The organism is Streptomyces atratus (assembly GCF_900119365.1).
GTDB classification, from domain to species: Bacteria; Actinomycetota; Actinomycetes; order Streptomycetales; family Streptomycetaceae; genus Streptomyces; species Streptomyces atratus_B.
The window spans coordinates 114555-140448 of the sequence record NZ_FPJO01000003.1 but is presented as its reverse complement, the minus strand read 5'-3'; the positions used below and the strand labels follow the sequence as shown (position 1 = coordinate 140448).

Here is a 25894-nt window from a genome sequence, read left to right as displayed (position 1 = left end):
CCTGATGGTCTGAGAAATGACACACAAATACCGAATCCGGGAACTGCCATACCTGTTCGGGTATAGCCGAACACCCTCGCGAGCATACGGATGACCGTTCAGCGACCCCGCGCGCGCATCCGACACCAACAAACAGGTATGCCATTTCAGTTATGGCTCGACACGAGAACCGCATTTGTCCGGCATGGCTACGCCGATCACAGTGGGACGCATGACGGCAGAGACTGGGCGGTGGATCCGCAACTTCGTGGCCGGGCAGTTCGTGGAGCCCGACGAGAACCGCAGCTTCGACAAGACCGATCCGGCGACCGGCCGGGTGTTCGCCAGGGTGCACGAGGCCGACAGGGACCTGGTGGACCGCGCGGTGAACGCGGCCAGGCGCGCCCTGCACGACGGATGGGCGACGACGCCGGTACGGGAGCGGGCCGCGCTGCTGCGCCGGGCCGCGGACCGGATCGAGGAGCGCTTCGAGGAGTTCGTCGCGGCGGAGGTCGCCGACACCGGCAAGCCGGTCACCCAGGCTCGGGAGCTCGATGTCGCACGCGCGCTGACGAACTTCCGCACCTTCGCCGACGTGGTGGCCGCCGCCGGCCAGGAGTCCTTCCTCACCGACCTCGCGGGCGGCCGGCAGGCGCTCAACTACGCGGTGCGCAAGCCGCTCGGCGTCGTCGCGGTCGTCGTCCCCTGGAATCTGCCCCTCCTGCTGCTGACCTGGAAGGTCGCACCGGCCCTGGCCTGCGGCAACACCCTGGTCGTCAAGCCCAGCGAAGAGACCCCGGCCACCGCCACGCTGCTGGCCGACGTACTCGCCGAGGTCGGGCTGCCCGCCGGCGTGTACAACGTCGTCCACGGCTTCGGCGGCGACTCCGCCGGTGAGTACGTGACCTCGCACCCGGGGATCGACGGGGTGACCTTCACCGGCTCGTCGGCCACCGGCTCGCACGTCATGAAGACCGTCGCGCCCCGTGTCCGTCCGGTGTCCTTCGAACTCGGCGGCAAGAACGCCGCCGTCGTCTTCGACGACGTCGACATCGACGAGGCGCTGACCGGGCTGACCAAGTCGGTCTTCACCAACACCGGTCAGGTCTGCCTGTGCACCGAGCGGGTCTACGTACAGCGCTCGGTCTTCGCCGATATCGCCGAGGGGCTCGCCGAGCGGGCCCGGGGCCTGCGGCTGGGCGACCCGCTGGACGAGCGGACCACCACCGGACCGCTGATCTCCCCGACCCACCGGAACAAGGTGCTGAGCTACTTCGAACTGGCCGAACAGGCCGGGGCGAAGGTGCTCACCGGCGGCGGCGTGCCGCAGCTCGGTCCCGGACTCGCGGGCGGCTCATGGATCGAGCCGACGCTGTGGACGGGCCTGACCAACGCCGACCGGCCCGTGCGCGAGGAGATCTTCGGCCCGGTGGCCGCCCTGATCCCCTTCGACACCGAGGCGGAGGCCATCGCCCTGGCCAATGACACCGAGTACGGTCTCGCGGCTTCCGTGTGGACCAACGACCTGCGCCGCGGCCACCGGGTGGCGCAGTCCATGAACGTCGGCATGGCCTGGGTCAACACCTGGTTCCTGCGCGATCTGCGCTCCCCCTTCGGCGGTGTCGGGCTCTCCGGCATCGGCCGCGAGGGCGGCGAGTCCTCCCTGCACTTCTACACCGAGCCGACGAATGTGTGCGTACAGCTGTGACCGATCACGACACCCCCGACCTGCCCGCAGGGATCGAGGCGGCCGCGGCACGCCTCACCGCCGCCGCCGACTCGCGCATCCCGTGCGCCCCCGTCCGGGAGTTCCTGGGCCGCGAGGACATCGACGCCGCCTACGAGGTGCAACGCCGGATCTCGGTCGGCCGGAGCGCCGCCGGAGCCCGGAGGGTGGGCGCCAAGATCGGCCTCACCGCACCCGCCGTACAGCAGCAGTTCGGCGTGTTCCGCCCCGACTTCGGGGTGCTCTTCGACGACATGATGTACGCCCACACCGAACCGCTGCCGCTGAACCGCTTCCTCCAGCCGCGCGCGGAGGGCGAGATCGCCTTCGTGCTCGGCCGGGACATCGACCGGCCCGGGGCCGGCGTCGCCGATGTGCTGCGGGCCACCGAGTTCGTGCTGCCCGCCATCGAGATCGTCGATTCCCGGATCACCGGCTGGGATCTGGCCATCACCGACACGGTCGCCGACAACGCCTCCAGCGGCGCGTTCGTGCTCGGCACCACTCCGCATCCGCTGAGCGGGCTCGACCTGTCCCGGGTCGGCATGGTGCTCCAGCGGGACGGCGAACCGGTCTCCTTCGGCGCGGGACACGCCTGCCTCGGCTCACCGGTCGTCGCCGTGGCCTGGCTGGCACGCGAACTGGCCGCCCGGGAACAGCCGTTGCGCGCCGGAGACGTCGTCATGTCCGGGGCACTGGGCCCGATGGTGCCGATCGGCGGTCCCGGCCGGTACCGGCTGGCACTGGACGGGCTCGGTGAGGTCGAGGCAGTCATCGAGGAGGAGACCAAGTGAGTTCCACCGCATCCGGCACCGTTCCGGTGGCCGTCATCGGGTCCGGCAACATCGGAACCGACCTCATGATCAAGGTGCTGCGGCTCTCGAAGACGCTGCGCATGGGTGCGATGGTGGGCATCGACCCGGACTCCGACGGGCTGGCCCGCGCCGCCCGGCTGGGGGTCGCCACCACGCATCGCGGTGTCGAAGGACTCGTCGAACTGCCCGAGTTCGCCGAGGTGAAGGTGATCTTCGACGCCACCTCGGCCAAGGCCCATGTGCGCAACGCCCTGATCGCCGCGGAGCACGGGAAGCTGATGATCGACCTCACTCCGGCGGCTCTCGGGCCGTTCGTGGTGCCGTCGGTCAATCTGGACGAGCATCTCGCCGCCGGGGACGTCAACATGGTCACCTGCGGCGGCCAGGCGACCATTCCGGTCGTCGCCGCGATCTCCCGGATCGCGCCGGTCGTGTACGGGGAGATCGTCGCCTCCATCGCCTCGAAGTCGGCCGGTCCCGGAACCCGGGCCAATATCGACGAGTTCACCGAGACCACCGGTGAGGCGATCCGCCTGGTCGGCGGCGCCGAGGTCGGCAAGGCCATCATCGTGCTCAACCCGGCCGAGCCCCCGCTCGCCATGCGCGACACGGTCTTCTGCCTCGTCGAGGGCGGGCTGTCCGACGCCGACCGGGACCGGATCGTGGCCTCCGTCGAGCAGATGGCGCAGTCGGTACGGGAGTACGTGCCCGGCTACCGGCTCAAGCAGGACGTTCAGTTCGACCCGGTCGAGGACACCGTCGTCCCGGCCCTGGGCCGACGGGTCACCGGGGTCAGGGTCTCGGTGTTCCTGGAGGTGCTCGGCGCCGGCCACTACCTGCCCGACTACGCGGGCAATCTCGACATCATGACCTCCGCCGCGGTCCGCACCGCGGAGAAGATCGCCGCACTCCGAGGATGGGTGACCTCATGAAGCTGTACGTCCAGGACGTGACCCTGCGCGACGGCATGCACGCGATGGGGCACATGTACACCGTCGACCAGGTGCGCCGGATCGTCGCCGCGCTCGACCGGTCCGGGGTCGCGGCCATCGAGGTCGCGCACGGCGACGGTCTCGGCGGTTCGAGCGCGAACTACGGGTTCGGCGCGCACAGCGACGAGGAGTGGATCGAAGCCGCGGCGGACGTCCTCCAACACGCGAAGCTGACCACCCTGCTGCTGCCCGGAATCGGCACCATCGACCATCTTCGCCGGGCCCATGCGCTCGGGGTGCGCAGCGTGCGCGTCGCGACGCACTGCACCGAGGCCGACGTCGGCGCGCAGCACATCTCCTGGGCCCGGGAGAACGGGATGGACGTGTCCGGGTTCCTGATGATGAGCCATCTCAACTCCCCCGAGGGCCTGGCCCGTCAGGCCGCGCTGATGGAGTCGTACGGGGCGCACTGCGTCTATGTCACCGACTCCGGCGGCCGTCTGACGATGCGTGAGGTCGCCGCCCGGGTCGACGCGTACCGCGAGGTGCTCGACGAGGCGACCGAGATCGGCATCCACGCCCACGAGAACCTCTCGCTGTCGGTCGCCAACAGCGTGACCGCCGTGGAGCACGGCGCGTACCGCGTCGACGTGGCACTGGCCGGGCAGGGCGCCGGGGCCGGGAACTGCCCGGCGGAGCCGTTCGTCGCCGTCGCGGACCTGCTGGGCTGGGAGCACGGCTGCGATCTGTTCGCGCTCCAGGACGCCGCCGACGACATCATCCGCCCGCTGCGCAACCGGCCGGTCCAGGTGGACCGGGAGACCCTGACGCTCGGCTACGCCGGTGTCTACTCCAGCTTCCTGCTGCACGCCGAACGTGCGGGGCGGCGCTACGGGGTCGACACCCGGGAGATCCTCCTGGAGGTCGGCCGGCGGCAGATGGTGGGCGGCCAGGAGGACCTGATCGTGGACATCGCACTGGACCTGGCCGCGCGGCGCGCGGCCTGCACGGAAGGGAGCGGCAAATGATCTCGGCAGAGCTGACCGGCGTACTGGCGCAGCGGCTGGACACGGCACAGACGTCCCGCAGGGACACTCCGAGCCTCGCCGACAGCCATGAGTTCGACATCGATGACGCGTATGCGGTACAGGCGGCGCTGCTGGAGCTGCGGGTGGGCCGCGGCGAGCGGATCGTGGGGGTGAAGCTGGGGTTCACCAGCAAGGCCAAGATGGCTCAGATGGGTGTCTCCGACGTGATCGTGGGCCGGCTCACGGACGCCATGCGGATCGCGGACGGCGACGAGGTCGATCTGTCGCGCTTCATCCACCCGAAGGTCGAGCCCGAGGTCGCCTTCCGGCTCTGCCGGGACGTGGATCCGGAGGATCCGCCGACGGAAATCGAGTCGTGCGTGGACGCCGTGGCCCCGGCCGTCGAGATCATCGACTCGCGATACCGGGACTTCCGGTTCACGTACACCGATGTCGTCGCGGACAACACCTCCGCGGCCGGCTACGCGATCGGGCCGTGGCGGGCCGTGGCGGACGTCGCCAACCGCGCGGTGCGGCTGCGTACCGCGGCGACGGAGACGGTGGGATCGACCGCCGCGATTCTCGGCGACCCGGTGCACGCGCTGCACGCCCTGCTGGACATGTGCCGCCGCCGCGGCATTTCGCTGAAGGCGGGTCAGGTGGTGCTCGCGGGCGCCGCCACGGCGGCCGTGCCGCTGGTGGCGGGGGTCACCGAGTGCGATGTGGCGGGCATCGGGTCCGTCACGGTGAAGGGGTTCTGATGAGCGGTTCACGGGTGATCGAGGGCAAGGCCACTCCGCGCGGGCGTTTCCCTCATGTGAAGGTCGTCGGGGACCTGGTGTTCGTCTCCGGTACCAGTTCGCGCCGGCCGGACAACACGTTCGTGGGTGTCGAGGCCGATGAGTTCGGCACCACCGAACTGGACATCCGGGCCCAGACCCGGGCGGTGATCGAGAACATCCGGGACATCCTGGCCGAGGTGGGCGCGGAGCTCTCCGACATCGCCCAGATCACCGCCTATCTGGTGTCCATGAACGACTTCGGCGGATACAACGAGGTCTACGGCGAGTTCTTCGACGAGCGGGGACCCACCCGGACGACCGTCGCGGTGCACCAGTTGCCGCATCCCCATCTGCTGATCGAGATCCAGGCGGTCGCCCATCTGCCGCGGCCCCGCCAGTCACACAGAGCGCACAGCACGGAGGTGTCCTCATGACCGCCATTCCCCCGGTCATCGATTTCCAGGGCTGGATCACCGAGCACGAGCACCTGCTCAAGCCGCCGGTGAACAACCGCACCATGTCCCTGGGCCAGGACTTCATCGTCCAGGTCGTCGGCGGGCCCAACCAGCGGACCGATTTCCACCTCGACCCGTACGAGGAGTGGTTCTACCAGGTCAAGGGCGATATGCACGTCAACCTCATGACCGAGGACGGACCACGGACCGTACACATCCGGCAGGGCGAGGTCTGGCTGCTGCCCGGCAATGTGCCGCACTCCCCGCAGCGGCCGGACGCCGGTTCGATCGGGCTGGTCATCGAGCGGGTGCGGGAGGAGGGCACCCTGGAGCAGTTCCAGTGGTACTGCCCCGAGTGCGCCACAAAGATCCATGAGGTCGAACTCCAGGTACGGGACATCGTCGCGGATCTGCCACCGGTCTTCGCCGAGTTCTACGGCGACGAGAAGGCGCGTACGTGCCCCGAGTGCGGTGCTCTGCATCCCGGGAAGGGCTGAGCGTGGACCGCACGATCGACATACACACGCATTACGTTCCGCGTGGCTGGCCGGATCTGACGGCCGAGGCCGGTCCGGACGCTCCCTGGCTGCGGATCGAATCCGAGTCCGACGCCGTGATCATGATGGGCTCCAGGGAGTTCCGGCGGATCCAGGCCGATGCCTGGGACGCCGAGACCCGGCTGCGGGACATGGACGCGGACGGGGTGCACCGTCAAGTGGTCTCCCCCACCCCGGCGTTCTTCACCTACGGGCGCAGCGGGGCCGAGGCCGCCAAGGTCTCGCGGATCTTCAACGATCTCGCGCTGGAGATCACCGCTCCGGCACCGGACCGGCTGATCCCGTTCTGCCAGGTGCCGTTGCAGGATCCCGACGCGGCCTGCCGCGAGCTGGAACGGAGCATCGCCAACGGGCACCGGGGCGTGGAGATCGGCAACCATGTCGGGGATCGCGACCTGGACAGCGAAGGGGTCGTCACCTTCCTCCAGCACTGCGCCTCGCTCGATGTGCCGGTGTTCGTGCACCCCTGGGACATGGCGAGTTCGCCGCGGCTGGACCGGTGGATGGCGCAGTGGCTCACGGCCATGCCCGCCGAGACGCATCTGTCGATCCTCGCTCTGATCCTGGGCGGGGTCTTCGACCGGATCGACGACCGGCTGAAGATCTGTTTCGCGCACGGCGGCGGCTCGTTCGCGTTCTGGCTCGGCCGCATGGAGAACGCCTGGCACGGCCGGCACGATGTCATCGGCACCTCCGAGCGCCCGCCCTCGCATTATCTGGGCCGTTTCTACGTCGATTCGGTGGTGTTCGACGACCGTGCCCTGCGGCTGCTGGTCGACACGGTCGGTGCGGACCGGGTGATGGTGGGCAGTGACTATCCGTACCCGCTGGGGGAACGGCCGGTCGGCGAGGTGGTCCGCAAGAGCTCGTTCCTGGACGACCGCAGCCGGGAGCTGATCACGCACGGCAACGCGGAACGTTTCCTGGGGCTGACGGAGGCGGACGCACCCTAGTCCGAGCCGGGAATTCTGTTCGTACGACCGACGCTTCGGTCAAGGATGCCGTCCGCGGTCCTCCTCCGATCCGCAGTCCTCACGTCCATGGCGTGGAACGGGCCGCACCCGGCCTTCGGGTGCGGCCCGTTCCTTCCGACGGTGTCAGCTGCTTCCGGGCGCGCCATCGTCCCGATGAACAGGCCTGGAGGCTCTCACCCGGGCAGCAGGCTGCCTTCGAAGCCTTCAGCACGATTGATGGGGTGGTCGAGGAAGACCTCGTCCGCCAGAGCGAACCCGTTCGTGAGCGTCACGGCGTGGGGTGCGAGGTCCGCGACGACGCTCTCGGCCGCGTCGGGGAGCTGCCTCACCTGGTCGCCGGTCAGATACCCCTCCGCGAGCAGGTCTCCGCTGTGAGCCGCGACCCGGCGCAGGGTGAACAGCCGGTGCAGCAAACCCAGCTGACGCCGCGCTTCCGGGTCGGCGGCCCGGGTGGCCGCGTCCAGAAGGGCTTGGGCAGCCTGACAGTGTGCGTAGGCGTCGACCAGTTCCAGTGCCGGTGTGACGGTGGCGTTCCATCGATTGAGGGGGTCACCGGCCGTTCGGCTGCGCAGGCGGGTACGTGCTCGTTGGTGCCAGATGCGTTCGATGTCCGCCAACAGGTCCTGGAGGAAGACCGGATCGCCGAGGTCGCGGTCCTCGAGCGGCGCCTCCTGGGGTTCCTTCGGAGTGAAGTGCCCGAGAAGCATCTCGCCCGCGGCCTTGACCCAGATGACGAGGTTGTCGCCCTCCGCCGTGATGGTTCCTTCGTTGGCTGCCAACTGGCCCGCGATTCCGTTGGCCAGGAAGAGCCCCTGCGCACCGCAGCGTTCGCGGCACTCGGTCATGACGGCGCGGGCCCGCCAGGTGATCCAGCCCTTGGCTATGGCCGCGAACCGCTCGCCGTCCTCCCGCTCCGACTCCGTTGCCCGCGCCCACTGCCGTACTGCGGCGCGGTGCAGGAGGGTCGCGGCGTAGGAAGTCGCGATGGCGTCGATGAGCGGGGCGTGGTGGCTGCGGTGAGCGAACAGCGGGACGTCGCCGCGGGCCGACACGCCGGAAGTCTGCCTCGTGTGGGCGTGCCGTACGGCTACGGAGAGCGCGTGACGCATGACACCGAGGCTGTAGGCGCTCATGCAGTGCTTGCCGGCGGTGACGCGGCCGATGGAGTGCAGGAAGCGCTTGCGGGGGCTGCCGATGGGACTGGTGAAGTCGCCTTCCGGTGTGAGGCGCCCGTGGTCGGACTGCAGGAGTGCTCCATAGGGCAGCCGGACATGGTCGAAGGATGTGACGCAGTGGTCGACGGGGGCGGTGGCGGTCTGCGGCAGCCTGCGTATCCCGACTCCTGGCATGGGGAGCCCGGCATCGTCGCTGAGCGGGGTGAGAAACAGGAAGACGCCCCGGTCCTTGCCGTCCGTGATGAGGCGGGCGGCAACGACAGCGGATTTGGGGCCGCCGATGGAGCTGGTGTTCGGCATGAACTTGCGTGCGGCCGCACTGGGCGTGTGCAGCACGAACTCCCTCGCGGCCCGGTCGTACGTGGCGGTGGTCTCCAGTTGCGAGGCGCTGTTGCCGTGCCCGGCCTCAGTGCACAGGAACGTTCCCGTACGCCGCAGATCGGCCAACTCCCCCAGATCACGGTCCGGACCCGATGCGTGGTCGAGGAGACTGCCGAGGAAGAGGTTGTAGTGGATGCTCGCCACTGTTCCCAGTCCCGCGTCCACCGGGCCGACCCATTCGTGGAGTGCCGCGAGCCGCTCCACATCGGCCACGAAGTCTTCGGGTTCGTCGAGCGCGTCGTTGATCAGGTGTAAACGTTCGTAGGACAGTGCGGCACGTTCATCAGGAGACAGCCCTTCCCTGAAGCGGAACGGCTCGGTACTGAACAGCTTGCGCCAGGGCTCGTGGAACTCTTCCAGCCGTTCACCGAAGAGCGCCCGCGTCAGCGCCGCAACGGTCGAAGCTGCCTGGTCGGAGGGGAGTGAGGCGTTGTTGATCACGCTTCGGAACGCTAGCTCATACGTTCGGTAAGCACGGCGTGATGATCAACACGATTGAGATCATCCAAATGACGGTATCCACGCGTTCCGGTGCGCGGGCCGTCCCGCGCAGGTCAGGGAATGCAGGGAAAAGTCGCAGCGGAGGCTGCCCGCCCAGGTCGGCCGATCCCTCGCGGGCCGAGCGGAGAACCCCCGCTCAAAGCCTGTCGGGTGCCCTTCGATCGGATGGCCGACGCGGTCTGGCCGTGAATCCAGGGCCCCGGGATGTCCTCGGACGCGTTCCCCTGCCCGAACGGAGCCGAGAGCCCACAGGGAGATACCAGGGCATTGCGGCAACCCGGGAGGGGCCCAGGCCCTTGAGGCCCTGCGGAGGAACAGCCGCACCATCAGCGCTGCAAGGAGTCGTCGCCGTCCGCGTCCCGCGGGGCCATACCTGCGGCGATGTCCTCCAGGCTTCGGATCAGCGCCTGTGCGGACGGCCCCAGCGCGCGGGCGGCCGACAGGGTCAGCCCGACACTGTGCCCGATCGGGTCCAGCGGCACCGCCAGCCGGACGATACGGGTGTCGTCCCGGATGATCAGACCGGGCAGCGCCGCGACGACATCGGTCTCCAGCAGAAGCTGACGTACAGTCAGGAACGAGGTCGTCTCGACCCGGTTCATCGGCAGCGGCATGCCGTGCCGTGCGAAGAACTCCTCGATCTCCCGTCGCAACGCGGTCTCCGCGCCCGGCAGGATCCAGGGATAGCCCGGCAGGTCCGCGAGCTCCACCGCGCTCTGCCCGGCGAGCGGGTGCGAGGCCCTGACCACGAGTTCGACCGACTCGTCGTAAAGCTTGCGGCGCTCCGTCCGCTCGTCGGAGGGGACCGTGAGCCGACCGACGACGAAGTCGATCCGGCCGGCCTCCAGCTCCAGGAGCAGAGCCTCCGGCGACGCCTCCCGGACGATCACTGTCAGATAGGGGCGCTCCTTCTTGATCTCGGCGATGGCCCGCGGCAGGAGCACATTGGAACCGGCCAGATGCGTGCCGACGATGACCGTGCCGCGGTCGGCGTCGGCCAGCTCCACCACATGGCGGCCCGCCTGCGCGAGCTGGGCGAGCACGGACCGGGCGTGCTCGGTGAAGGCCTCTCCGAACACGGTGGCGGTGACGCCCCGGGGCCCGCGTTCGTAGAGCGGGACGCCGAGGATGTCCTCCAGCTCGTGAAGACTGCGGGTGGCGGCGGGCTGGGTCACATGCAGCTCCGCGGCGGCACCGACGACGCTTCCCTGCCGGGAGAGCGCGTCGACGAGAACCAGGTGGCGGAGCTTCAGCCGGCCGTCGAGGAGACGCGGGATCTTCACCCCACCGACTCTATCGGCGCCGGACCCCACCGCCCGGAGGGGCCTGGCCCGGGAGACCACCGCCCGTCCGTCCATCGGCTGGGCCGGGTGCGGGGCCCGGCGTGATCCGGACGAAAGGACCCCGGCTCCGCGGGCACTCCCGCACACGGCGACGCGACGAGGTACCGTGCCGGACGCCGCACCCCCGGCCATGACCCGCCGGAACAAACCCCGGTGGACCGCTGAAGATCTTGCTCCGGCCACCCGGTTCACCCCGGATTGGCGGCAGATGCCAATCGGCACGAAGAGGTGCAGGTCTGGCGTATTTTCAAGATCTTCAGGGCGCTCCTAGCCGACCGCCCGTGCCGCCGCCCGGCCGGCCGCGCGGCCGGAGAATATGCAGCCGCCGAGGAAGGTCCCTTCCAGCGAGCGGTAGCCGTGCACCCCTCCGCCGCCGAAACCGGCCGCCTCCCCCGCCGCGTACACCCCGGCCAGGGGGGTGCCGTCGGCGGTCAGCACCCGGGAGGACAGGTCCGTCTCCAGTCCGCCGAGCGACTTGCGGGTCAGGATGTTCAGCCGTACGGCGATCAGCGGGCCGGCCTTGGGGTCGAGGATGCGGTGCGGCGCGGCCGTCCGGATCAGCTTGTCGCCGAGGTAGGCGCGGGCCCCGCGGATCGCGGTGATCTGGAGGTCCTTGGTGAAGGGGTTGGCGATCTCGCGGTCGCGTGCGGTGATCTCGCGGCGCAGTTCGGCCTCGTCGATCAGCGGTTCCGCGGTGAGCGCGTTCATGCCCCGGACGAGCGCGGCGAGGTCCTTCTCGACGACGAAGTCCGCTCCGTTGTCCATGAAAGCCTTCACCGGGGCCGGTATGTCGGCACGGGCCCGGCCGATCACGTCGCGGATCGACTTCCCGGTCAGATCCGGGTTCTGCTCGGAGCCGGAGAGCGCGAACTCCTTGCCGATGATCTTCCGGTCGAGCACGAACCACGTGTGGTCGTGGCCGGACCTCATGATGTGTTCGAGGGTTCCGAGGGTGTCGAAGCCCGGGAAGAGCGGGACCGGCAGCCGCTTGCCTCGGGCGTCCAGCCAGAGCGAGGACGGTCCGGGCAGGATCCGGATGCCGTGCCTGGCCCAGATCGGGTTCCAGTTCTCGATGCCCTCGGTGTAGTGCCACATCCGGTCGCGGTTGATGTGGTGGGCGCCCGCCTCCTCGGCGATGCCGAGCATGAGCCCGTCGACGTGTGCGGGGACACCGGAGAGCATCTTCGCGGGCGGGGTGCCGAGCCGCTCGGGCCACTGCTTGCGCACCAGGTCGTGGTTGCCGCCGATGCCGCCGGAGGTGACGATCACCGCCTGGGCCCTCAGCTCGAACGTGCCGGTCGCCCGGCGGCTGCTCGCGGTGCCCCGGGCGGCGGCGCTCGGCTCCAGCACCTCGCCGGTCACCGTGTCGACGGCGCCCGCGGTGCGGCCGAGGCCGGTGACCCGGTGCCGGAACCGGAACTGTACGAGCCCCTTGGCGACGCCCGCGCGGACCCGGCGCTCGAAGGGGGCGACGATGCCGGGGCCGGTGCCCCAGGTGATGTGGAAGCGGGGTACGGAGTTGCCGTGGCCGTTCGCGTCGTAGCCGCCGCGCTCGGCCCAGCCGACGACGGGGAAGATCCGCAGCCCCTGGGCGTGCAGCCAGGAGCGCTTCTCACCGGCCGCGAAGTCGACGTACGCCTCGGCCCACTTCCGCGGCCAGTGGTCCTCCTCCCGGTCGAAGCCCGCCGTGCCGAACCAGTCCTGGAGGGCCAGCTCATGGCTGTCCTTGACCCGCATCCGGCGCTGCTCGGGCGAGTCGACGAGGAAGAGGCCGCCGAAGGACCAGTGCGCCTGGCCGCCGATCGACTGCTCGGGCTCCTGGTCGAGCAGGATCACCGAGCGGCCCGCGTCGACCAGCTCGGCGGCGGCCACCAGACCGGCGAGCCCTGCCCCGATAACGATCACATCAGCGTCGTACGCCATGGGTTCCATCCTTGTCGGGGCGGTCGATCCGGTCACGGCCGCGGTAGGGACCGGAGCCGGCTGCGGAGCGGACTCCGCAGCCGTCTCCCGAGACGGAAGTTACTCGTGCGTCAGATCTTCTGCACCGGCCGCTGCGGCGTCAACCGCCCGGTCGGCCGCGCTCCGGCCGCACCCTCGGGACACAGGCGCTATCGTCGATACGAATCACCCACTTCTGGCCTGACTTGAGGTAGAAGCGTGTCGGTGCTGGTCCTCGTGCTCGCCGTGAGTGCCGCCTGCTGTCTGGGCTTCGGCTTCGTACTGCAGCAGGCCGCCGCTTCGCACGCCCCGCGGAGCGACTACCTCTCGCCCCGGCTGCTGCTGGACCTGATGCGGGTGCCGAGCTGGCTGGCCGGGATCGGGCTGATGGTCTGCGGCATGGTGCTGGGCGCCCTGGCCCTGGGCAAGGGCGAGGTCTCCGTCGTCGAACCCCTCCTCGCGACCAATCTGCTCTTCGCGATGGCCCTGTCGCGTCATCGCACCGGCCAGCGGCTCGGCCATCAGGGCTGGGCCGGTCTCTGGCTGCTGGCCGGCGGGGTCGCCGCCTTTTTGCTGGCGGGCCGGCCACAGGGCGGCGAGGCGGTGACCAGTCCGCTGCGGCACTGGCTGGTGATCGGCGTGGTCGTGGGCACCGCACTGCTGCTCACCGCCGTCGCCAAGCGCTCCGAGTCGGGGGTCGCCCCCGCTCTGCTCGCGGTGGCGGCCGGGCTGCTGTACGGACTGCAGGACGCCCTCACCCGGGTCAGCGGCCAGCGGCTGTCCGACGGCGGGTGGGCGGCGCTGGTGACCGGGTGGCAGCCGTACGCGGTGGTGGCGCTGGGGGTGACGGGGCTGCTGCTGGTGCAGAGCGCGTTCGAGACGGGCCCGCTCCGGGTCTCGCTGCCCCCGCTGACCGCCGCGCAGCCACTGGCCGGGATCGCCTGCGGCATCGGTTTCCTCGGCGACCGGTTGCGCACCGACACCGGCGCGCTGGCCTGGCAGGCGGCCGGTCTCGTGGCGATCGTCGTCGGGATCGTGCTGCTCGGGCTGCATCCGGCGATGCCGGAGGGGCCGGTGGGCGGGCGCCGGGAGAAGAGCCTCCAGCCGAACTGAGCGGGGCGCCCGGCCGCGGGGCGCCCCGCACTGGCTTTTAATAATGGCCAGCATTAGAATGCTGGTATGGCGCGAACATCCGGGCAGGAGACCAGGGAGAAGCTGATCCGCGCGGCCGAGGAGGTCTTCGCCGCGCAGGGCCCCGACGGCGCCCAGCTGCGGGACATCGTCCGGCTGGCCGGACAGAGCAACCCCTCCGCGGTCCAGTACCACTTCGGCTCCCGGGCCGGCCTGCTGGACGCGGTGATGGCGGGCCGCCAGGCCCGTACCGAACAGGTGCTGGCCCCCCTGCTCGACGAGCTGGGCGAGGACGGCGGCGTACGGGAGCTGCTCACCGCGCTGGTGGCGGCCGAGGCGAGCCTGCTCGCCGACGACCGCGGCCGGCGCTGTCTGCTCATCTCGTCCCGGCTCACCCATGAGACCGGGCTGCGGACCGGCCGGCTGCACCCCGCCCTGGACGGCACCAGCTACGGGCGGCTGATCGGCCGCGTCGGGGACCGCCTGGGCGGGCTCCCCGGCCCCGTGCGCCTGGAGCGCCTGGATCTGGCGCTCACCCTGATCGGCGCGGCGCTGGCCGACCGCGCCCGTCGGCGCCTCGACGGCACCGAACCGCTGACCGGCGACGAGCTCTTCCTCGCCGATCTCGTGGAGACCACCACCGCGTTCCTGCACGCCCCCGTGCCGGGCAGCGCGTGACCACCGGACCACTCACCACCGCACCACTTGCCACCTGCACCACATGAAGGAAGCGACATGACCGACAAGAGCAACCTCACCGACAAGACCGTCGTCATCACCGGCGGCGCCCGGGGCCTGGGCGCCGAGGCCGCCCGCCTCGCGGTGGCGAGTGGCGCCCATGTGGTGATCACCGATGTGCTCGACGAGGAGGGCGCCGCCACCGCCGCGGAGCTGGGGGCCAGGGCCCGCTTCGTGCACCACGACGTGACCTCCGAGAAGGACTGGCAGCGCGTGGCGGAGTTCGCCGTGGCCGAGTTCGGACGGATCGACGGGCTGGTCAACAACGCCGGGGTGTCCACCGGCCAGCCGCTGGAGAGCGAGAGCGTCGAGCACTTCCGCAAGGTCATCGACATCAACCTGACGGCCGTCTTCATCGGCATGAAGACGGTGATCCCGGTGATGAAGGAGAACGGTGGCGGTTCGATCGTCAACATCTCCTCGGCCGCCGGTCTGATGGGCCTCGCCCTGACCTCCAGCTACGGCGCCTCGAAGTGGGGCGTGCGCGGTCTGACGAAGGTCGGCGCGGTGGAGCTCGGCACGGCGAGGATCCGGGTGAACTCGGTGCACCCGGGCATGGTCTACACGCCGATGACCGCGTCCGTCGGCATCCAGCAGGGCGAGGGCAACTACCCGAACACCCCGATGGGCCGGGTCGGCGAGGCCACGGAGATCGCGGAGGCGGTCACCTTCCTGCTCTCGGACGCCGCCTCGTACATCACCGGTGCCGAGCTGGCCGTGGACGGCGGCTGGACCACGGGTCCGACGGTCAAGTACGTCATGGGGCAGTAACCCGTCCCGCGATGGCCTGATGTTGGATGAGGAGCATGACTCCTTCTGACGAGATCCTGGACATCGTCGACGAGAACGACGTGGTCGTGGGGCAGGCCCCGCGCGGTGAGGCCACCGCGCGGGGCCTTCGCCATCGCTGCGCCTTCATCGAGGTCCGGGACGCGGAGGGCCGGCTCTTCGTCCACCGCCGGACCCCGGGCAAGCTGGTCTTCCCGTCCCACTACGACATGTTCGTCGGCGGGGTGGTCGGCGCCGGTGAGTCGTACGACGAGGCGGCGCTGCGGGAGGCCGAGGAGGAACTGGGGGTGTCCGGGCTCCCCCGGCCCGAACCGCTCTTCAAGTTCCTCTACGAGACCGCCGGGCACTCCTGGTGGTCGTACGTCTACCGGGTACGGTGCGAGCTGCCGGTGAACCCGCAGGTGGAGGAGGTCGCCTGGCACACCTTCCTCACCGATGAGGAGCTGGCTCAGCGGATCGACGACTGGGACTGGGTGCCGGACGGCCTGGAGGCGTATCACCGGCTGCGCGCCTTCCGGCCGGCCGGTACGGCCTCCTGAGCCGGACGGCGGACACCGGCAGATAAGGTTCACGAGTGAACGAATTCGTACAGGGCCTGCGGCTGTGGTTCGCACCGCAGCGCATCCGCGAAGAGGGCGACACCCCCGACTACCGGTTCTCGCTCGCCAACGAGCGCACCTTCCTCGCCTGGATCCGGACGGCTCTGGCGCTGATCGGCGGCGGATTCGCGGTCGACCAGTTCCTGCCGGAGCTGGCGTGGGCGGTACGCGCCGGTCTGGCGCTCGCACTGCTGGCGGCCGGTGTGCTGTGCGCGCTGCGGGCGGTCAACCACTGGGTGCGTTGCGAGCGGGCGATGCGACGCGGGGAGGACCTTCCGGTCTCGCGGTTCCCGACGCTGCTCGCACTGGCCGTCGGCGTCGTCGCGGTGACGATGGTGGTGGTGGTCCTCTTCGGCTGGGAGGGCCGGTGACCACCGCGGGGCGCGACCCCGGACTTCAGCCCGAGCGGACCCGGCTGGCCTGGCGGCGTACGACGCTGTCGTGCACGGTGGTGGCGCTGCTGGCGGTCAAGCAGGCGCTGCACGGCGGGGCGGGCCCGGCCGCGATCGTGGCGGTGTCACTGAGCGCGCTGGCCTGGCTGGGGTTTCTGTGGGTGGCGCATCTGCGGGTGCTCGGGATGGGGACCGCCCGGCCGCGACCGCTGTCGGCACGCGGTGCGCTGACCGCGGCGGCGTGCACGGTGGCGCTCGCGGTGTTCGCCGCGGCCATGCTGTTCTGAGGGCCGGGTACGGGGCCGTCAGAGGTCCGGGACCTCCCAGGGGACGGTGACGACGATCTTTCCGCGGGTGCGTCCCTGCTCGTTCAGCCGGTAGGCGTCCGCCGCCCGCTCCAGGGGGAAGACCTGTTCCACATGGACCGTGACGATGCCCTGCTCGGCCAGTTCGGCCAGCCGGGTGAGGTCCTCGGCGTCCGGGCGTACGTAGGCGTAGCGGCCGCCGTACGCGAGGACCTCTGCGTCCGCGACGGAGGCCAGGCGGCCCTCGGGCTTCAGCACTTCGGCGGAGACCCGGAGCGCCTCGCCGCCGACGGTGTCGAACGCGGCGTCGATGCCGTCCGGGGCCAGGGCCCGCAGCCGGTCGGCGAGGCCGTCCCCGTAGGCCACCGGTTCCCCGCCGAGCTGCCGGACGTGGTCGTGGTTGCGTTCGCTCGTGGTGCCGATGACGCGGGCGCCGGCGTGCCGGGCGAGCTGGACGGCGAACGAGCCGACCCCGCCGGCCGCCGCGTGGACGAGGACCGTGTCGCCCTCGCGGATCCTCAGCGTGCGGTGCAGGACCTGGTAGGCGGTGAGACCGGCCAGCGGGAGTCCCGCCGCCTCCTCGAAGCTCAGGCTCAGCGGCTTGCGGGCGAGGGTGCGCACGGGTGCGGCGACGTATTCGGCGAAGGTGCCGCGGCAGAGGAAGTCCTCCCGCACATAGCCGATGACCTCGTCGCCGACCGCGAACTCGTCGACGGCCGCGCCGGGCTGCACGACGACGCCGGAGACGTCCCAGCCCGGGATCACCGGGAAGACGGCCTGCAGAGCGGCGTCGAAGTGGCCCTCGCGGGCCTTCCAGTCGACCGGGTTGACGGCCGCGGCCCGCACCTTCACCAGAACGGTGTCCGGGCCGACCTTGGGGTCGGGCCGCTCGCCGTACTCCAGGACGTCGGCCCCGCCGTACCCGCTGTAGCTGATCGCCTTCATGCACCGACCATCGGTGCGGGTCCGGGCCCCCGCAAGTCAGGCCGCCGCACCCCGGGCGGCGGGCCCGTCACCAGCGCGGGATCGTCGGTGTCTCCCACTGCGGTTCGGCCTTGCGCATCGCGGCCGCGTCGTCGCGCTCGCGCATCGTGCCGTCGTCGTCGAGCCAGCGCCGGTGCAGGGCGGCCAGGCGCTCGCGGTCGAGCTCGACACCGAGGCCGGGTGCGTCGGACACGGTGAGCCGGCCGCCTCGGAAGACATGGCGGGCGGTGATGACGTCCTCGCTCTGCCAGGCGTAGTGGCTGTCGCAGGCGTAGTCGAGGTTGGGGACGGTGGCCGCGACATGGGTCATCGCGGCGAGGCTGATGCCGAGGTGGGTGTTGGAGTGCATGGAGAGTCCGACGCCGAAGGTGCGGCAGATCCCGGCCAGTTCACGGGTACGGTGCAGCCCGCCCCAGTAGTGGTGGTCGGAGAGGACCACCTGCACGGCGCCCCGGGCGAAGGCCTCCGGCACCTCTGCGAGGGTGGTCACACACATGTTGGTGGCGAGCGGTACGTCGGTGCCGGCGGCGACCGCGGCCATCAGGTCCGTGCCGCTCGCCGGGTCCTCCAGGTATTCGAGTACGTCCTTCAGCTGCTCGGCGACGTACAGCGAGGTCTCGACGGACCAGGCGCCGTTGGGGTCGAGCCGCAGCGGCTGTCCGGGGAACTCCTCGGCCAGGGCGCGGATCGCGGCGATCTCCCGGTCGGGTTCGAAGACGCCGCCCTTCAGCTTGAAGGAGGAGAAGCCGTGTTCGCGGGCGAAGCGCCGGGCCTGGGCGACGACACCGGCCGGGTCGAGGGCGGCGCCCCAGTCGTCCTTCTCGCCGCCCTCGGGGTGGGCGGCCCAGCGGTAGAAGAGGTACGCGCTGTACTCGACGCTGTCGCGGACCTTCCCGCCGAGCAGGGCGTGCACGGGCAGGCCGAGGGACTTGCCCAGCGCGTCCAGGCAGGCGACCTCGAAGCCGGAGACGACGGAGAGCCGGAGCTTGTCGGCGGTCTGCACGCCGCGCAGTCCGCCCGCGTCGACCCGTTCGTCGGCCGCCCATGAATCACCGCACACCTCATCGGCCAGAGCGAACAGGCCGTTCAGATCGCTGACCGGGCGTCCGGCGAGTGCGGCGGCGAGCGGCCGGGCGAGTTCGAGGTACTTGCCGTCCCCGTACGTCTCCCCGATCCCGGTGACCCCACCGCGCGTGACGACCTCCACGATGAGCCGAGGGGTGTAGGGCTGGTGGACGCCCTGGGTGTTGAGCAGGGGCGGGTCGGCTATCAGGATCGGGGTCAGCCGGACTTCGTCGATCAGCAGCTCTGTATTCATACGTGAACCCTATTCAGGGATGCGACTGAACGCCAGACTCCGGGCCAAGTCGGGGACGAGTCCGGCCGCCGGATCGCGCCGCGGGCCCGGCCGATGGATCCCGGGCATGTACTGGACGACATACCGACTGGTCGGCATGATGGTCGCCGACCGTCTTTCACCCCCGGAGGTGTGCACGATGAGCTCAGTCCACCCGCCAGGTCTCGACCTCGACCGGCTGCGCGGACACCTCGACCGCGAGCGGCCGGGGCTGGTGAGCGGACCGCTCGAAGCCCGGCTGATCGAGGGCGGCCGGTCGAATCTGACGTACGTCGTCACCGATGGCACCGGCCGCTGGGTCGTCCGCAGGCCCCCGCTGGGCCATGTGCTGGCCACCGCGCACGACATGAAGCGCGAGCACCGGGTGATCAGCGCCCTGCACCCGACGGCCGTCCCGGTGCCCGGGCCGGTGCTGCTCTGCGAGGACGACTCGGTGATCGGGTCGCCCTTCTACGTCATGGAGTACGTCGAGGGCACCCCGTACCGCACCGCCGAGCAGCTCGCGCCGCTGGGCGCCGAGCGCACCCGGGAGGCGGTCCTCGGGCTCGTCGACACCCTCGTCGCGCTGCACGCCGTGGACCCGGAGTCCGTCGGGCTCGGCGACTTCGGACGGCCCGAGGGCTTCCTCGGCCGGCAGCTGCGCCGCTGGGGCAAGCAGCTGGACGCGTCGCGCGACCGCGAGCTGGCCGGCATCGACGAACTGCACGCCGCGCTCGGGCGTGCGCTGCCCGTCTCGCCCGCGCCCACCGTCGTGCACGGCGACTACCGGCTGGACAACGTCCTGATCGGCTCCGACGACCGGATCAAGGCCGTCCTCGACTGGGAGATGTCGACGCTCGGCGACCCGCTGACCGACCTCGGCCTGCTGGTGATGTACAGCTCCGATCCCGGTCTGGCCGAATCACCGGTCTCCACCACCAGCGGCGCGGCGGGCCACCCCTCCCCCGCCGAGCTGATCGAGCACTATGCCGCCCGCTCCGGCCGGGACCCCTCCGCCATCTCCTGGTACACGGCGTTCGCCTGGTTCAAGCTCGCCGTGATCCTTGAGGGCATCCACTACCGCTACACCCTGGGCCGGACCGTGGGCGCCGGCTTCGATCGCATCGGCGACCTCGTCCCCGTCTTCATCGAGCACGGCCTCACCACCCTCCAGGAAGGCTGACCCCCCATGGACTTCGCATTCGACGCCCGCACCGAAGAGCTGCGCACCGGGCTGCTCGCCTTCATGGACGAGCACGTGTACCCGGCCGAGAAGATCGCGGACGAGCAGCGCGCACTGCTGGCCTCCCCGTGGGACACCCCGCGGATCGTCGAGGACCTGAAGGCCGAGGCGCGCAGGCAGGGCCTGTGGAACCTCTTCCTGCCGGACGCCGAGTACGGGGCCGGGCTGACCAACCTCCAGTACGCCCCGCTCGCCGAGATCACCGGCCGTTCCCCGCAGTTGGCGCCGATCGCGCTCAACTGCGCGGCCCCGGACACCGGGAACATGGAGGTGCTCTTCCAGTTCGCCACAAACGAGCAGAAGAAGCAGTGGCTGGAGCCGCTGCTCGCCGGTGAGATCCGCTCGGCGTTCGCGATGACGGAACCCGAGGTGGCCTCGTCGGACGCGACGAACATCGAGACCCGGATCGTGCGCGACGGCGACGACTACGTCATCAACGGCCGCAAGTGGTACATCTCCGGGGCGATGAACCCGGACTGCGAGATCTTCATCGTGATGGGCAAGACCGACCCGGACGGTCCCGACATCCGCCGCCGGCAGTCGATGATCCTGGTCCCCCGCGACACCCCGGGCCTCGAAGTGCGCCGCGCCATGCAGGTGTACGGGTACGAGGACCACTACCACGGCGGTCACGCGGAGGTCGTCCTCACCGATGTGCGGGTGCCGGCCGGGAATCTGATCGGCGAGGAGGGCGGCGGCTTCGCCATCGCCCAGGCGCGGCTGGGGCCGGGCCGGATCCACCACTGCATGCGGCTGATCGGCATGGCCGAGCGGGCCATCGAGCTGATGTGCAGGCGGGCGGTTTCCCGTACGGCCTTCGGCAAGCCGCTGGCCGAGCAGGGCGTCGCGCAGAACTGGATCGCGGACGCGCGGGTCACGGTGGAGCAGCTGCGGCTGCTGGTGTTGAAGACGGCGTGGCTGATGGACACGGTGGGCAACCGGGGCGCGCACACGGAGATCCAGGCCATCAAGATCGCCACCCCGCGCGCGGTGGTCGGGATCCTCGACCAGGCGGTGCAGTTGCACGGAGCGGGCGGGGTCTCCCAGGACTTCCCGCTGGCCGAACTGTGGGCGGCGGCCCGGACGTTGCGGCTGGCGGACGGTCCGGACGAGGTGCATCAGCGGTCGCTGGCCCGGCGGGAGATCAAGCGGTACGTGTAGGCGGCGACCCGGCCCGGAGGGTTGCTCTCAGCCTTCACCGGCCCTGATCCGGTCCAGTACGTCCGTGTACAGGGTGCGCCGGTCGGGGCGGGCGTGGGCGGCGGCGTTGCGCAGGGCCGGGACCGCCGCCCCGCCCATTGCGGCGAGCCCCTCGGCCGCCGTCTCGCGCACCGCGGCCTGCGGGTGTGCGAGCAGCCCGGTCACCGCGGGGATCGCGGGTTCCCAGCGCGCCCGGCAGAGCGTGCCGATCGCCATGCGCACCACGTCCGGCCGGGGGTCGTCCAGCAGGAGTTCGGTGTGACGCAGATGGGCCTGCGGGGCGAGCATCGCCCGTGAGGCCCGGTGGGCGCGGAGCCGGACCCTGGACCGGGGGTGGGCGAGCAACGCGCCCAGTAGATCGAGGAGTTGCTGGTCCTGATCGGGCTCCGGGCCGGTGTGTGCCCCGGCGAGTTCCGTGAGCGCCCGGCAGATCTGCTCCGCGGTGCCGGTGCCGGCCAGGTCCAGCAGTTCCTGCCGGGTGGGGCGGCGCCGGGTTCCGGCGGGTGCGACCGCGTCCCGGTCGCGGAGCGCCGCCAGTGCCGCCGCGTCCTGCCGCTCGGCGTCCGGGCCGCGCAAGGGGCCCTCGACGAGCAGGAGCCGGTCCGCGAGTTCGTCGCGTCCTTCGGCGCGCAGCCGTCGGCGGGTCCGGGTCAGCGCGGGGGTGCGCAGCAGCGGGCGGCCGGCGAGCAGGTCCAGGAAGCCCCAGGCCCCGGCGTCGAGCCGGTCGCTCAGGGCCCCGGCCAGCGCGTCGGCGGGGTGGGCGCGCAGTGCGTCGCCCACTGTCCGGCCGACGGCGGGCGGCGCGTGTTCCCACCACTCCAGCAGCAGCGGGACCAGCCGTTCCCTCTCCCACGGGTCGAGTGCGGCGGCCGCGCGCGCCACCCTGTCGCGCAGGATGCCGTCGCCCCTGAGTTCCGTCCCGCCGACGGCGCCCAGTTCGCGGGCCGGGCCGGCGCCGGCGGGCAGGTCGACCCGGCCGCGGAGGTACGCGCGCAGCACCGGCAGCCGGGCCTCCGGCTCGGGCCATCGCGCCAGCGCCTGGGCGGCGGCCTGTCTGCGGTCCGCCTCGGCCGACCTCAGCATGGCCAGCAGCCGCTCCCGCAGCGCCGCCGAGCGCGGCTGGTCCAGGTCGTCGACGTGGACCCGGCGCGGTGGCGGCTCCGGTGCGTGGGCGGTCTCGGCGATGGTCCAGGGCGGTGCGTCGATGGGCTGGAGCAGCGTCATCCAGTCGATGAGCGCGGCCCGGACCCCGGGGCCGGCGCTCGGGTGGGCCTCGATCAGCGCGGTCAGCCGGTCCCGCGAGGGGACAGTGCCGTCGTCCCGTCGGCGGAACTCCTCCAGTGCGCCCGGTGTGCGGACCGCGTCGTCCAGCGCGGCCCGCCAGGCCCGGGTCCCGGCGGGCAGGGGCCCGTCGGCGGTCTCCGGTACGGCGAAGGCCTCCCGGAGCACGGCGGTCCCGGCCCGCCAGGGGTCGGCGCCGAGCCGCGCGCCCGCGAGCTCCCGGTCGAGGTCGGCGCGGACCGGCACCGCGCCGAGGCGGCGCAGCAGGGTCAGCGTGGACCGGCTGGGGGCCGCCGGGGCGGGCCGCAGGGCCCGTACCGCGGCGACGGCGGCCGGTTTCGCGGTGGCCGTCAGCATCGGCGCGACCGCTTCGAGCACGGCGATCAGGTCGTGCCGGTCCCCGTCCCGGGCCTCGGTGAGCGCGTCCAGCAGGAGCGGGGCGGACCGGGCGAGTGCCGTGAGCTCCGCACCGTCCCGGGGCTCGGCGCAGAGCCGCAGCGCGAACCGCGCCACCTTGTTCCGGCGTGCCTTGTTCCGAAGTGCCGGCCGGGAGTCGGCCAGCCGGAGCCAGTCGGCCAGCATCGGCCGCAGCTGCTCCGTCCGGTCGGGGCGGAGCGGCTCGTCCCGCTCGGCGACGCGCAGCGCGACCTCGGGGTCCCAGCCCCCGGCCACCAGGGCCTCGATGTCGCGGTCCGCCCGACCGGCCGCCGACGACGGCTCCCCGGTGGCCGGTGCGGTGATCCCGTGCCGGGCCATCGGTATCGCCAGGTCCTGCACGGTGCCGGAGGCCAGCCCGACCCGGCCGGACGCCACCAGGGAGAGCAGCGGGCCGGCCACCGGTGACTCCTGGTCGTCCAGTGCCAGGACCGAGCGTGCGGCGAGGACGCCGTGCAGGCCCTCCAGCAGCAGGCGGCGGGCGCAGTCGTCCCGGCTCTGCTCGGCGGCGGCGACGAGGGTGGCCGCGTAGGCGTCGCCGAGGACGGCGCGCAGGGCCGCGACGAGTGTGTCGCGCAGGCCGGGGTTGTCGTGGTGCCCGAGCCGGAAGAGGAGCTTCGGGAGCGCCTGCGGTGTGCCCGCGCGGACCAGCGCCTCGGCCGCCGTCTTCCTGATGTTCATGTTCGGACGGTCGAGGCAGGCGGCGATCGCGGCGCTCGCCCAGTGGGCGCGGGCGTGGCCCAGCGCGAGCAGCGCCTGCCGGACGGTCTGGATGTCCTGGGCCCGCGTCAGCGCGATCAGCGTCGCCGAGAGCGCCTGGGCGTCCTCGCCCGTGGCGTCGCGGGCGAGCAGGGCGATGACGTGCTTGCGTACGTGCCGGTCCCGGTGGCGCAGCAGCCGGTGCACCCGTGCACGGGTGCCCTTCCACGGGGCGCGCAGCAGCAGTTCGAGCAGGACCACCTGCTCGTCGTCGCAGAGCCCGGGGCGGTCCAGCAGGTCCAGCGCCAGAGTCGCGACCAGTGCGTGCCCGGCCTCCTGGGCGTCCGCGGTGCCGAGCAGACAGACCGGCCGGATCGCGCGCCGCGCGTGGAGCCGGCGGCCCAGGGCGCTCACCGCGTCCAGGACCTCCTGCGGCACCGCGGGCTCACCGGCCGGCTCTCCGTGCTCCCCGGTCCTGGGCACCGCTTCCGGGCTCCTCGACGCGGCCTGCTCGGCCACGACGCGCAGCAGCAGGTCGGCGATGACCGGGAGGGTGGCGGCGTTGCCGTGGGCCGCCAGCCGGCACAGCGCCGCCACCGGCTCGTCCGGGTCCAGGTGGGAGCGCAGCAGAGCCAGTTCCCGCTCGTCCGGGCCGCCGAGGTCGGCCGCGATACGCGGCGGCAGGCCGACGGGATCGAGCCGTACGAGGAGGGCGCGGCGCTGCTCCGGATCGCGGTTCAGCTGCCACAGCAGTTCGAGGGCGCGGTCGCGTACGGCGCGCAGATGGGGTGCCGCCCCCTCGTCGGTGGTGAGGCCCAGCCCCTGGCGCAGGGCCAGTACCGTCCGGTCCCCGCCGATCGCCTCCAGCGTGTCCAGGGCTGCGCCCGGTGCCGAGGGCAGCAGGGCGATCACGGCCTCCTCGGCGTCCTCGTGGCGCAGTTCACGGATCGCGTCGAGGAACGGCCCGGGTGCGGGTGCGGAGGGCAGTACGCGGGCGACGGCGTCCCCGATCGGGAGGTCACCGGCGCCCTGCCCGGCCAGGGCGACCAGCAGGGCGAGCCGTCGCGGCCAGCCGGGATCGTCGGCCGGTGCGTCCGTCAGTACGCGGAGCGCCTCCTTCCGGGCGGTGAAGAGGATCGTGGCCACGTCGCGGGCCGGAATGGAACGGTCGGACAGGGCGAGTCCGATGACGGCGGGGACGTCCGGCCCGTCCGGGAAGTGGCCTCGCCGGTGGAGTCCGCGCAGACAGGTCACGGCCGGCCCGCCGAACAGCAGCGGATCGCGTGCGGCCACGGCCGTCAGCTCGCCGATGCCGGCGCGGTCCGCCAGATCGCCGAGGAGCTCCATCGCGCGTCGGCGAAGGCCCGGCGGAAGGCCGGGGTTCTCGACGGCCCGGCGCAGCAGGTCCCGGTGGCCGTGGCGCGCGGCGGCCTGGAGGGCGGCATCGGCCACCGCGGGCCACTCCCGCACCGGTACCCGATCCGGTTGACCGGCGTGTTCCCGTACCGGATCGGCCGAGAGGAACGGAGCGAGAAGGCCGGGCGGCAGCGGATCGGTCGCCGCCCACGGTTCGGCGAGCTCGCCCAGCGCACCGGCGACGACCGGGGCGCTGCCGGCTCCCAGCAGACCGATCAGGTCCTCCCGGACCAGTGCCGGGGCCAGCAGTCCGGCGTGCAGCCCCTCCCGGGCCAGCCGCAGTGCCTCGGCCTGGAGCACCGGGTCGCCGCTGCCCGCCAGCTCGTCCACGAGCCGCGCCGGCCGGTGCGTACCGGTGATGCCCGCCCCCCGCACGGCCTGGTACAGGAGTTCGCCCGGGGCCTCGTCGCGGAGCACCTCGGGATCGTGGAGCACATCGGCGCGCAGCCAGGCGATCCGTACCCCCGCCGGCAGTTGCCCGGCCGTGCGCCACGGCGGCCGGGGGCGGCCCCTGAGGCGGTGGCCGAGCCGCTCGTAGAGCCCGGCCAGGAGGAGATCGGCCTCCGGAAGTCCGGTCAGCGATGCGGGCAGCAGCCCGGCGAGCCCGTCCGTCTCCCGGTCGTCGGACGGAGGGCACCCGGTGACGCGCTCGGTGAGCAGGACCAGCCCGAGATGACGCTGCCCGGGGTCCTCGTGCCCGATCAGTCGCCCCAGGGCGTGGAACTGTTCGTCGGCCGGCGTCTGCATCGTCGGATGC

Annotated in this window: 22 protein-coding genes; 16 read left to right on the top strand and 6 right to left on the bottom strand. The window is 71.7% G+C overall.

Annotated features, from left to right (window positions below; genetic code table 11):
• Window positions 1-211 precede the first annotated feature (211 nt).
• From BT364_RS07495 to BT364_RS07460, 8 genes are read left to right on the top strand one after another with little or no spacing between them, the layout of a single operon-like run.
• A complete protein-coding gene (locus tag BT364_RS07495; RefSeq protein ID WP_072484578.1) occupies window positions 212-1687 on the top strand; it encodes a 2-hydroxymuconic semialdehyde dehydrogenase in 1476 nt (491 codons plus the stop codon).
• On the top strand, window positions 1684-2499 hold the full coding sequence (locus tag BT364_RS07490) for a 2-keto-4-pentenoate hydratase (RefSeq protein ID WP_256259621.1): 816 nt from the start codon (window positions 1684-1686) through the stop codon (window positions 2497-2499). Before BT364_RS07495 ends, BT364_RS07490 begins: the two co-directional genes overlap by 4 nt.
• The gene (locus tag BT364_RS07485) at window positions 2496-3452 is read left to right on the top strand and encodes an acetaldehyde dehydrogenase (acetylating) (RefSeq protein WP_072484327.1); all 957 of its coding nucleotides are present in this window, start codon (window positions 2496-2498) and stop codon (window positions 3450-3452) included. Before BT364_RS07490 ends, BT364_RS07485 begins: the two co-directional genes overlap by 4 nt.
• A complete protein-coding gene (gene dmpG / locus BT364_RS07480; RefSeq protein WP_072484326.1) occupies window positions 3449-4480 on the top strand; it encodes a 4-hydroxy-2-oxovalerate aldolase in 1032 nt (343 codons plus the stop codon). Before BT364_RS07485 ends, dmpG begins: the two co-directional genes overlap by 4 nt.
• The gene (locus BT364_RS07475; protein WP_072484325.1) at window positions 4477-5241 is read left to right on the top strand and encodes a 2-keto-4-pentenoate hydratase; all 765 of its coding nucleotides are present in this window, start codon (window positions 4477-4479) and stop codon (window positions 5239-5241) included. The genes dmpG and BT364_RS07475 overlap by 4 nt, the downstream gene beginning before the upstream one ends.
• On the top strand, window positions 5241-5696 hold the full coding sequence (locus tag BT364_RS07470; RefSeq protein ID WP_072484324.1) for a RidA family protein: 456 nt from the start codon (window positions 5241-5243) through the stop codon (window positions 5694-5696). The genes BT364_RS07475 and BT364_RS07470 overlap by 1 nt, the downstream gene beginning before the upstream one ends.
• Window positions 5693-6214, top strand: a complete 522-nt coding sequence (locus BT364_RS07465; protein ID WP_072484323.1) for a 3-hydroxyanthranilate 3,4-dioxygenase — start codon at window positions 5693-5695, stop codon at window positions 6212-6214. The genes BT364_RS07470 and BT364_RS07465 overlap by 4 nt, the downstream gene beginning before the upstream one ends.
• Window positions 6215-6216: 2 nt before the next feature.
• Entirely contained in the window at window positions 6217-7227 is a 1011-nt protein-coding gene (locus BT364_RS07460) for an amidohydrolase family protein (RefSeq protein WP_072484322.1), read from the top strand.
• 194 nt (window positions 7228-7421) lie between these two features.
• On the opposite strand, the gene BT364_RS07455 is transcribed toward BT364_RS07460, so the two are convergent.
• From BT364_RS07455 to BT364_RS07445, 3 genes are all read right to left on the bottom strand, one after another.
• Complete coding sequence (locus BT364_RS07455) at window positions 7422-9242, bottom strand: acyl-CoA dehydrogenase family protein (protein WP_072484577.1); 1821 nt, start codon at window positions 9240-9242, stop codon at window positions 7422-7424.
• A gap of 389 nt (window positions 9243-9631) precedes the next feature.
• Window positions 9632-10588 (bottom strand): LysR substrate-binding domain-containing protein, encoded by a 957-nt coding sequence (locus tag BT364_RS07450; protein WP_072484321.1) that lies wholly within the window; start codon window positions 10586-10588, stop codon window positions 9632-9634.
• 327 nt (window positions 10589-10915) lie between these two features.
• Entirely contained in the window at window positions 10916-12571 is a 1656-nt protein-coding gene (locus BT364_RS07445) for an FAD-binding dehydrogenase (protein WP_072484320.1), read from the bottom strand.
• 237 nt (window positions 12572-12808) lie between these two features.
• On the opposite strand from BT364_RS07445, the gene BT364_RS07440 reads away from it, so the two are divergent.
• From BT364_RS07440 to BT364_RS07415, 6 genes are all read left to right on the top strand, one after another.
• Entirely contained in the window at window positions 12809-13702 is an 894-nt protein-coding gene (locus tag BT364_RS07440; RefSeq protein WP_072484319.1) for a DMT family transporter, read from the top strand.
• A 66-nt stretch (window positions 13703-13768) separates the two neighbouring features.
• Window positions 13769-14398 carry a TetR/AcrR family transcriptional regulator gene (locus BT364_RS07435; protein ID WP_072484318.1) on the top strand — a complete coding sequence of 210 codons (630 nt, stop codon included), beginning with the start codon at window positions 13769-13771 and terminating at the stop codon, window positions 14396-14398.
• A gap of 57 nt (window positions 14399-14455) precedes the next feature.
• A complete protein-coding gene (locus BT364_RS07430; protein WP_072484317.1) occupies window positions 14456-15229 on the top strand; it encodes a glucose 1-dehydrogenase in 774 nt (257 codons plus the stop codon).
• 35 nt (window positions 15230-15264) lie between these two features.
• Window positions 15265-15786: an NUDIX hydrolase gene (locus tag BT364_RS07425; RefSeq protein WP_072484316.1), complete on the top strand. Its 522-nt coding sequence runs from the start codon at window positions 15265-15267 to the stop codon at window positions 15784-15786.
• Window positions 15787-15821: 35 nt separating this feature from the next.
• Window positions 15822-16217: a YidH family protein gene (locus BT364_RS07420; protein WP_072484315.1), complete on the top strand. Its 396-nt coding sequence runs from the start codon at window positions 15822-15824 to the stop codon at window positions 16215-16217.
• The gene (locus BT364_RS07415; RefSeq protein WP_072484314.1) at window positions 16214-16525 is read left to right on the top strand and encodes a DUF202 domain-containing protein; all 312 of its coding nucleotides are present in this window, start codon (window positions 16214-16216) and stop codon (window positions 16523-16525) included. The genes BT364_RS07420 and BT364_RS07415 overlap by 4 nt, the downstream gene beginning before the upstream one ends.
• 18 nt (window positions 16526-16543) lie before the next feature.
• Here BT364_RS07415 and BT364_RS07410 read toward each other — a convergent pair whose 3' ends face one another.
• Both BT364_RS07410 and BT364_RS07405 read right to left on the bottom strand, forming a co-directional pair.
• Complete coding sequence (locus tag BT364_RS07410) at window positions 16544-17488, bottom strand: NADP-dependent oxidoreductase (protein WP_072484313.1); 945 nt, start codon at window positions 17486-17488, stop codon at window positions 16544-16546.
• A gap of 67 nt (window positions 17489-17555) precedes the next feature.
• The gene (locus BT364_RS07405; RefSeq protein ID WP_072484312.1) at window positions 17556-18845 is read right to left on the bottom strand and encodes an enolase C-terminal domain-like protein; all 1290 of its coding nucleotides are present in this window, start codon (window positions 18843-18845) and stop codon (window positions 17556-17558) included.
• 178 nt (window positions 18846-19023) lie between these two features.
• Between BT364_RS07405 and BT364_RS07400 the strand changes: the two genes are divergently transcribed.
• Both BT364_RS07400 and BT364_RS07395 read left to right on the top strand, forming a co-directional pair.
• The gene (locus tag BT364_RS07400; RefSeq protein ID WP_072484576.1) at window positions 19024-20046 is read left to right on the top strand and encodes a phosphotransferase family protein; all 1023 of its coding nucleotides are present in this window, start codon (window positions 19024-19026) and stop codon (window positions 20044-20046) included.
• A 6-nt stretch (window positions 20047-20052) separates the two neighbouring features.
• A complete protein-coding gene (locus tag BT364_RS07395; RefSeq protein ID WP_072484311.1) occupies window positions 20053-21267 on the top strand; it encodes an acyl-CoA dehydrogenase family protein in 1215 nt (404 codons plus the stop codon).
• 27 nt (window positions 21268-21294) lie between these two features.
• Here BT364_RS07395 and BT364_RS07390 read toward each other — a convergent pair whose 3' ends face one another.
• A complete protein-coding gene (locus BT364_RS07390) occupies window positions 21295-25884 on the bottom strand; it encodes a HEAT repeat domain-containing protein (protein WP_072484310.1) in 4590 nt (1529 codons plus the stop codon).
• Window positions 25885-25894: the final 10 nt, after the last annotated feature.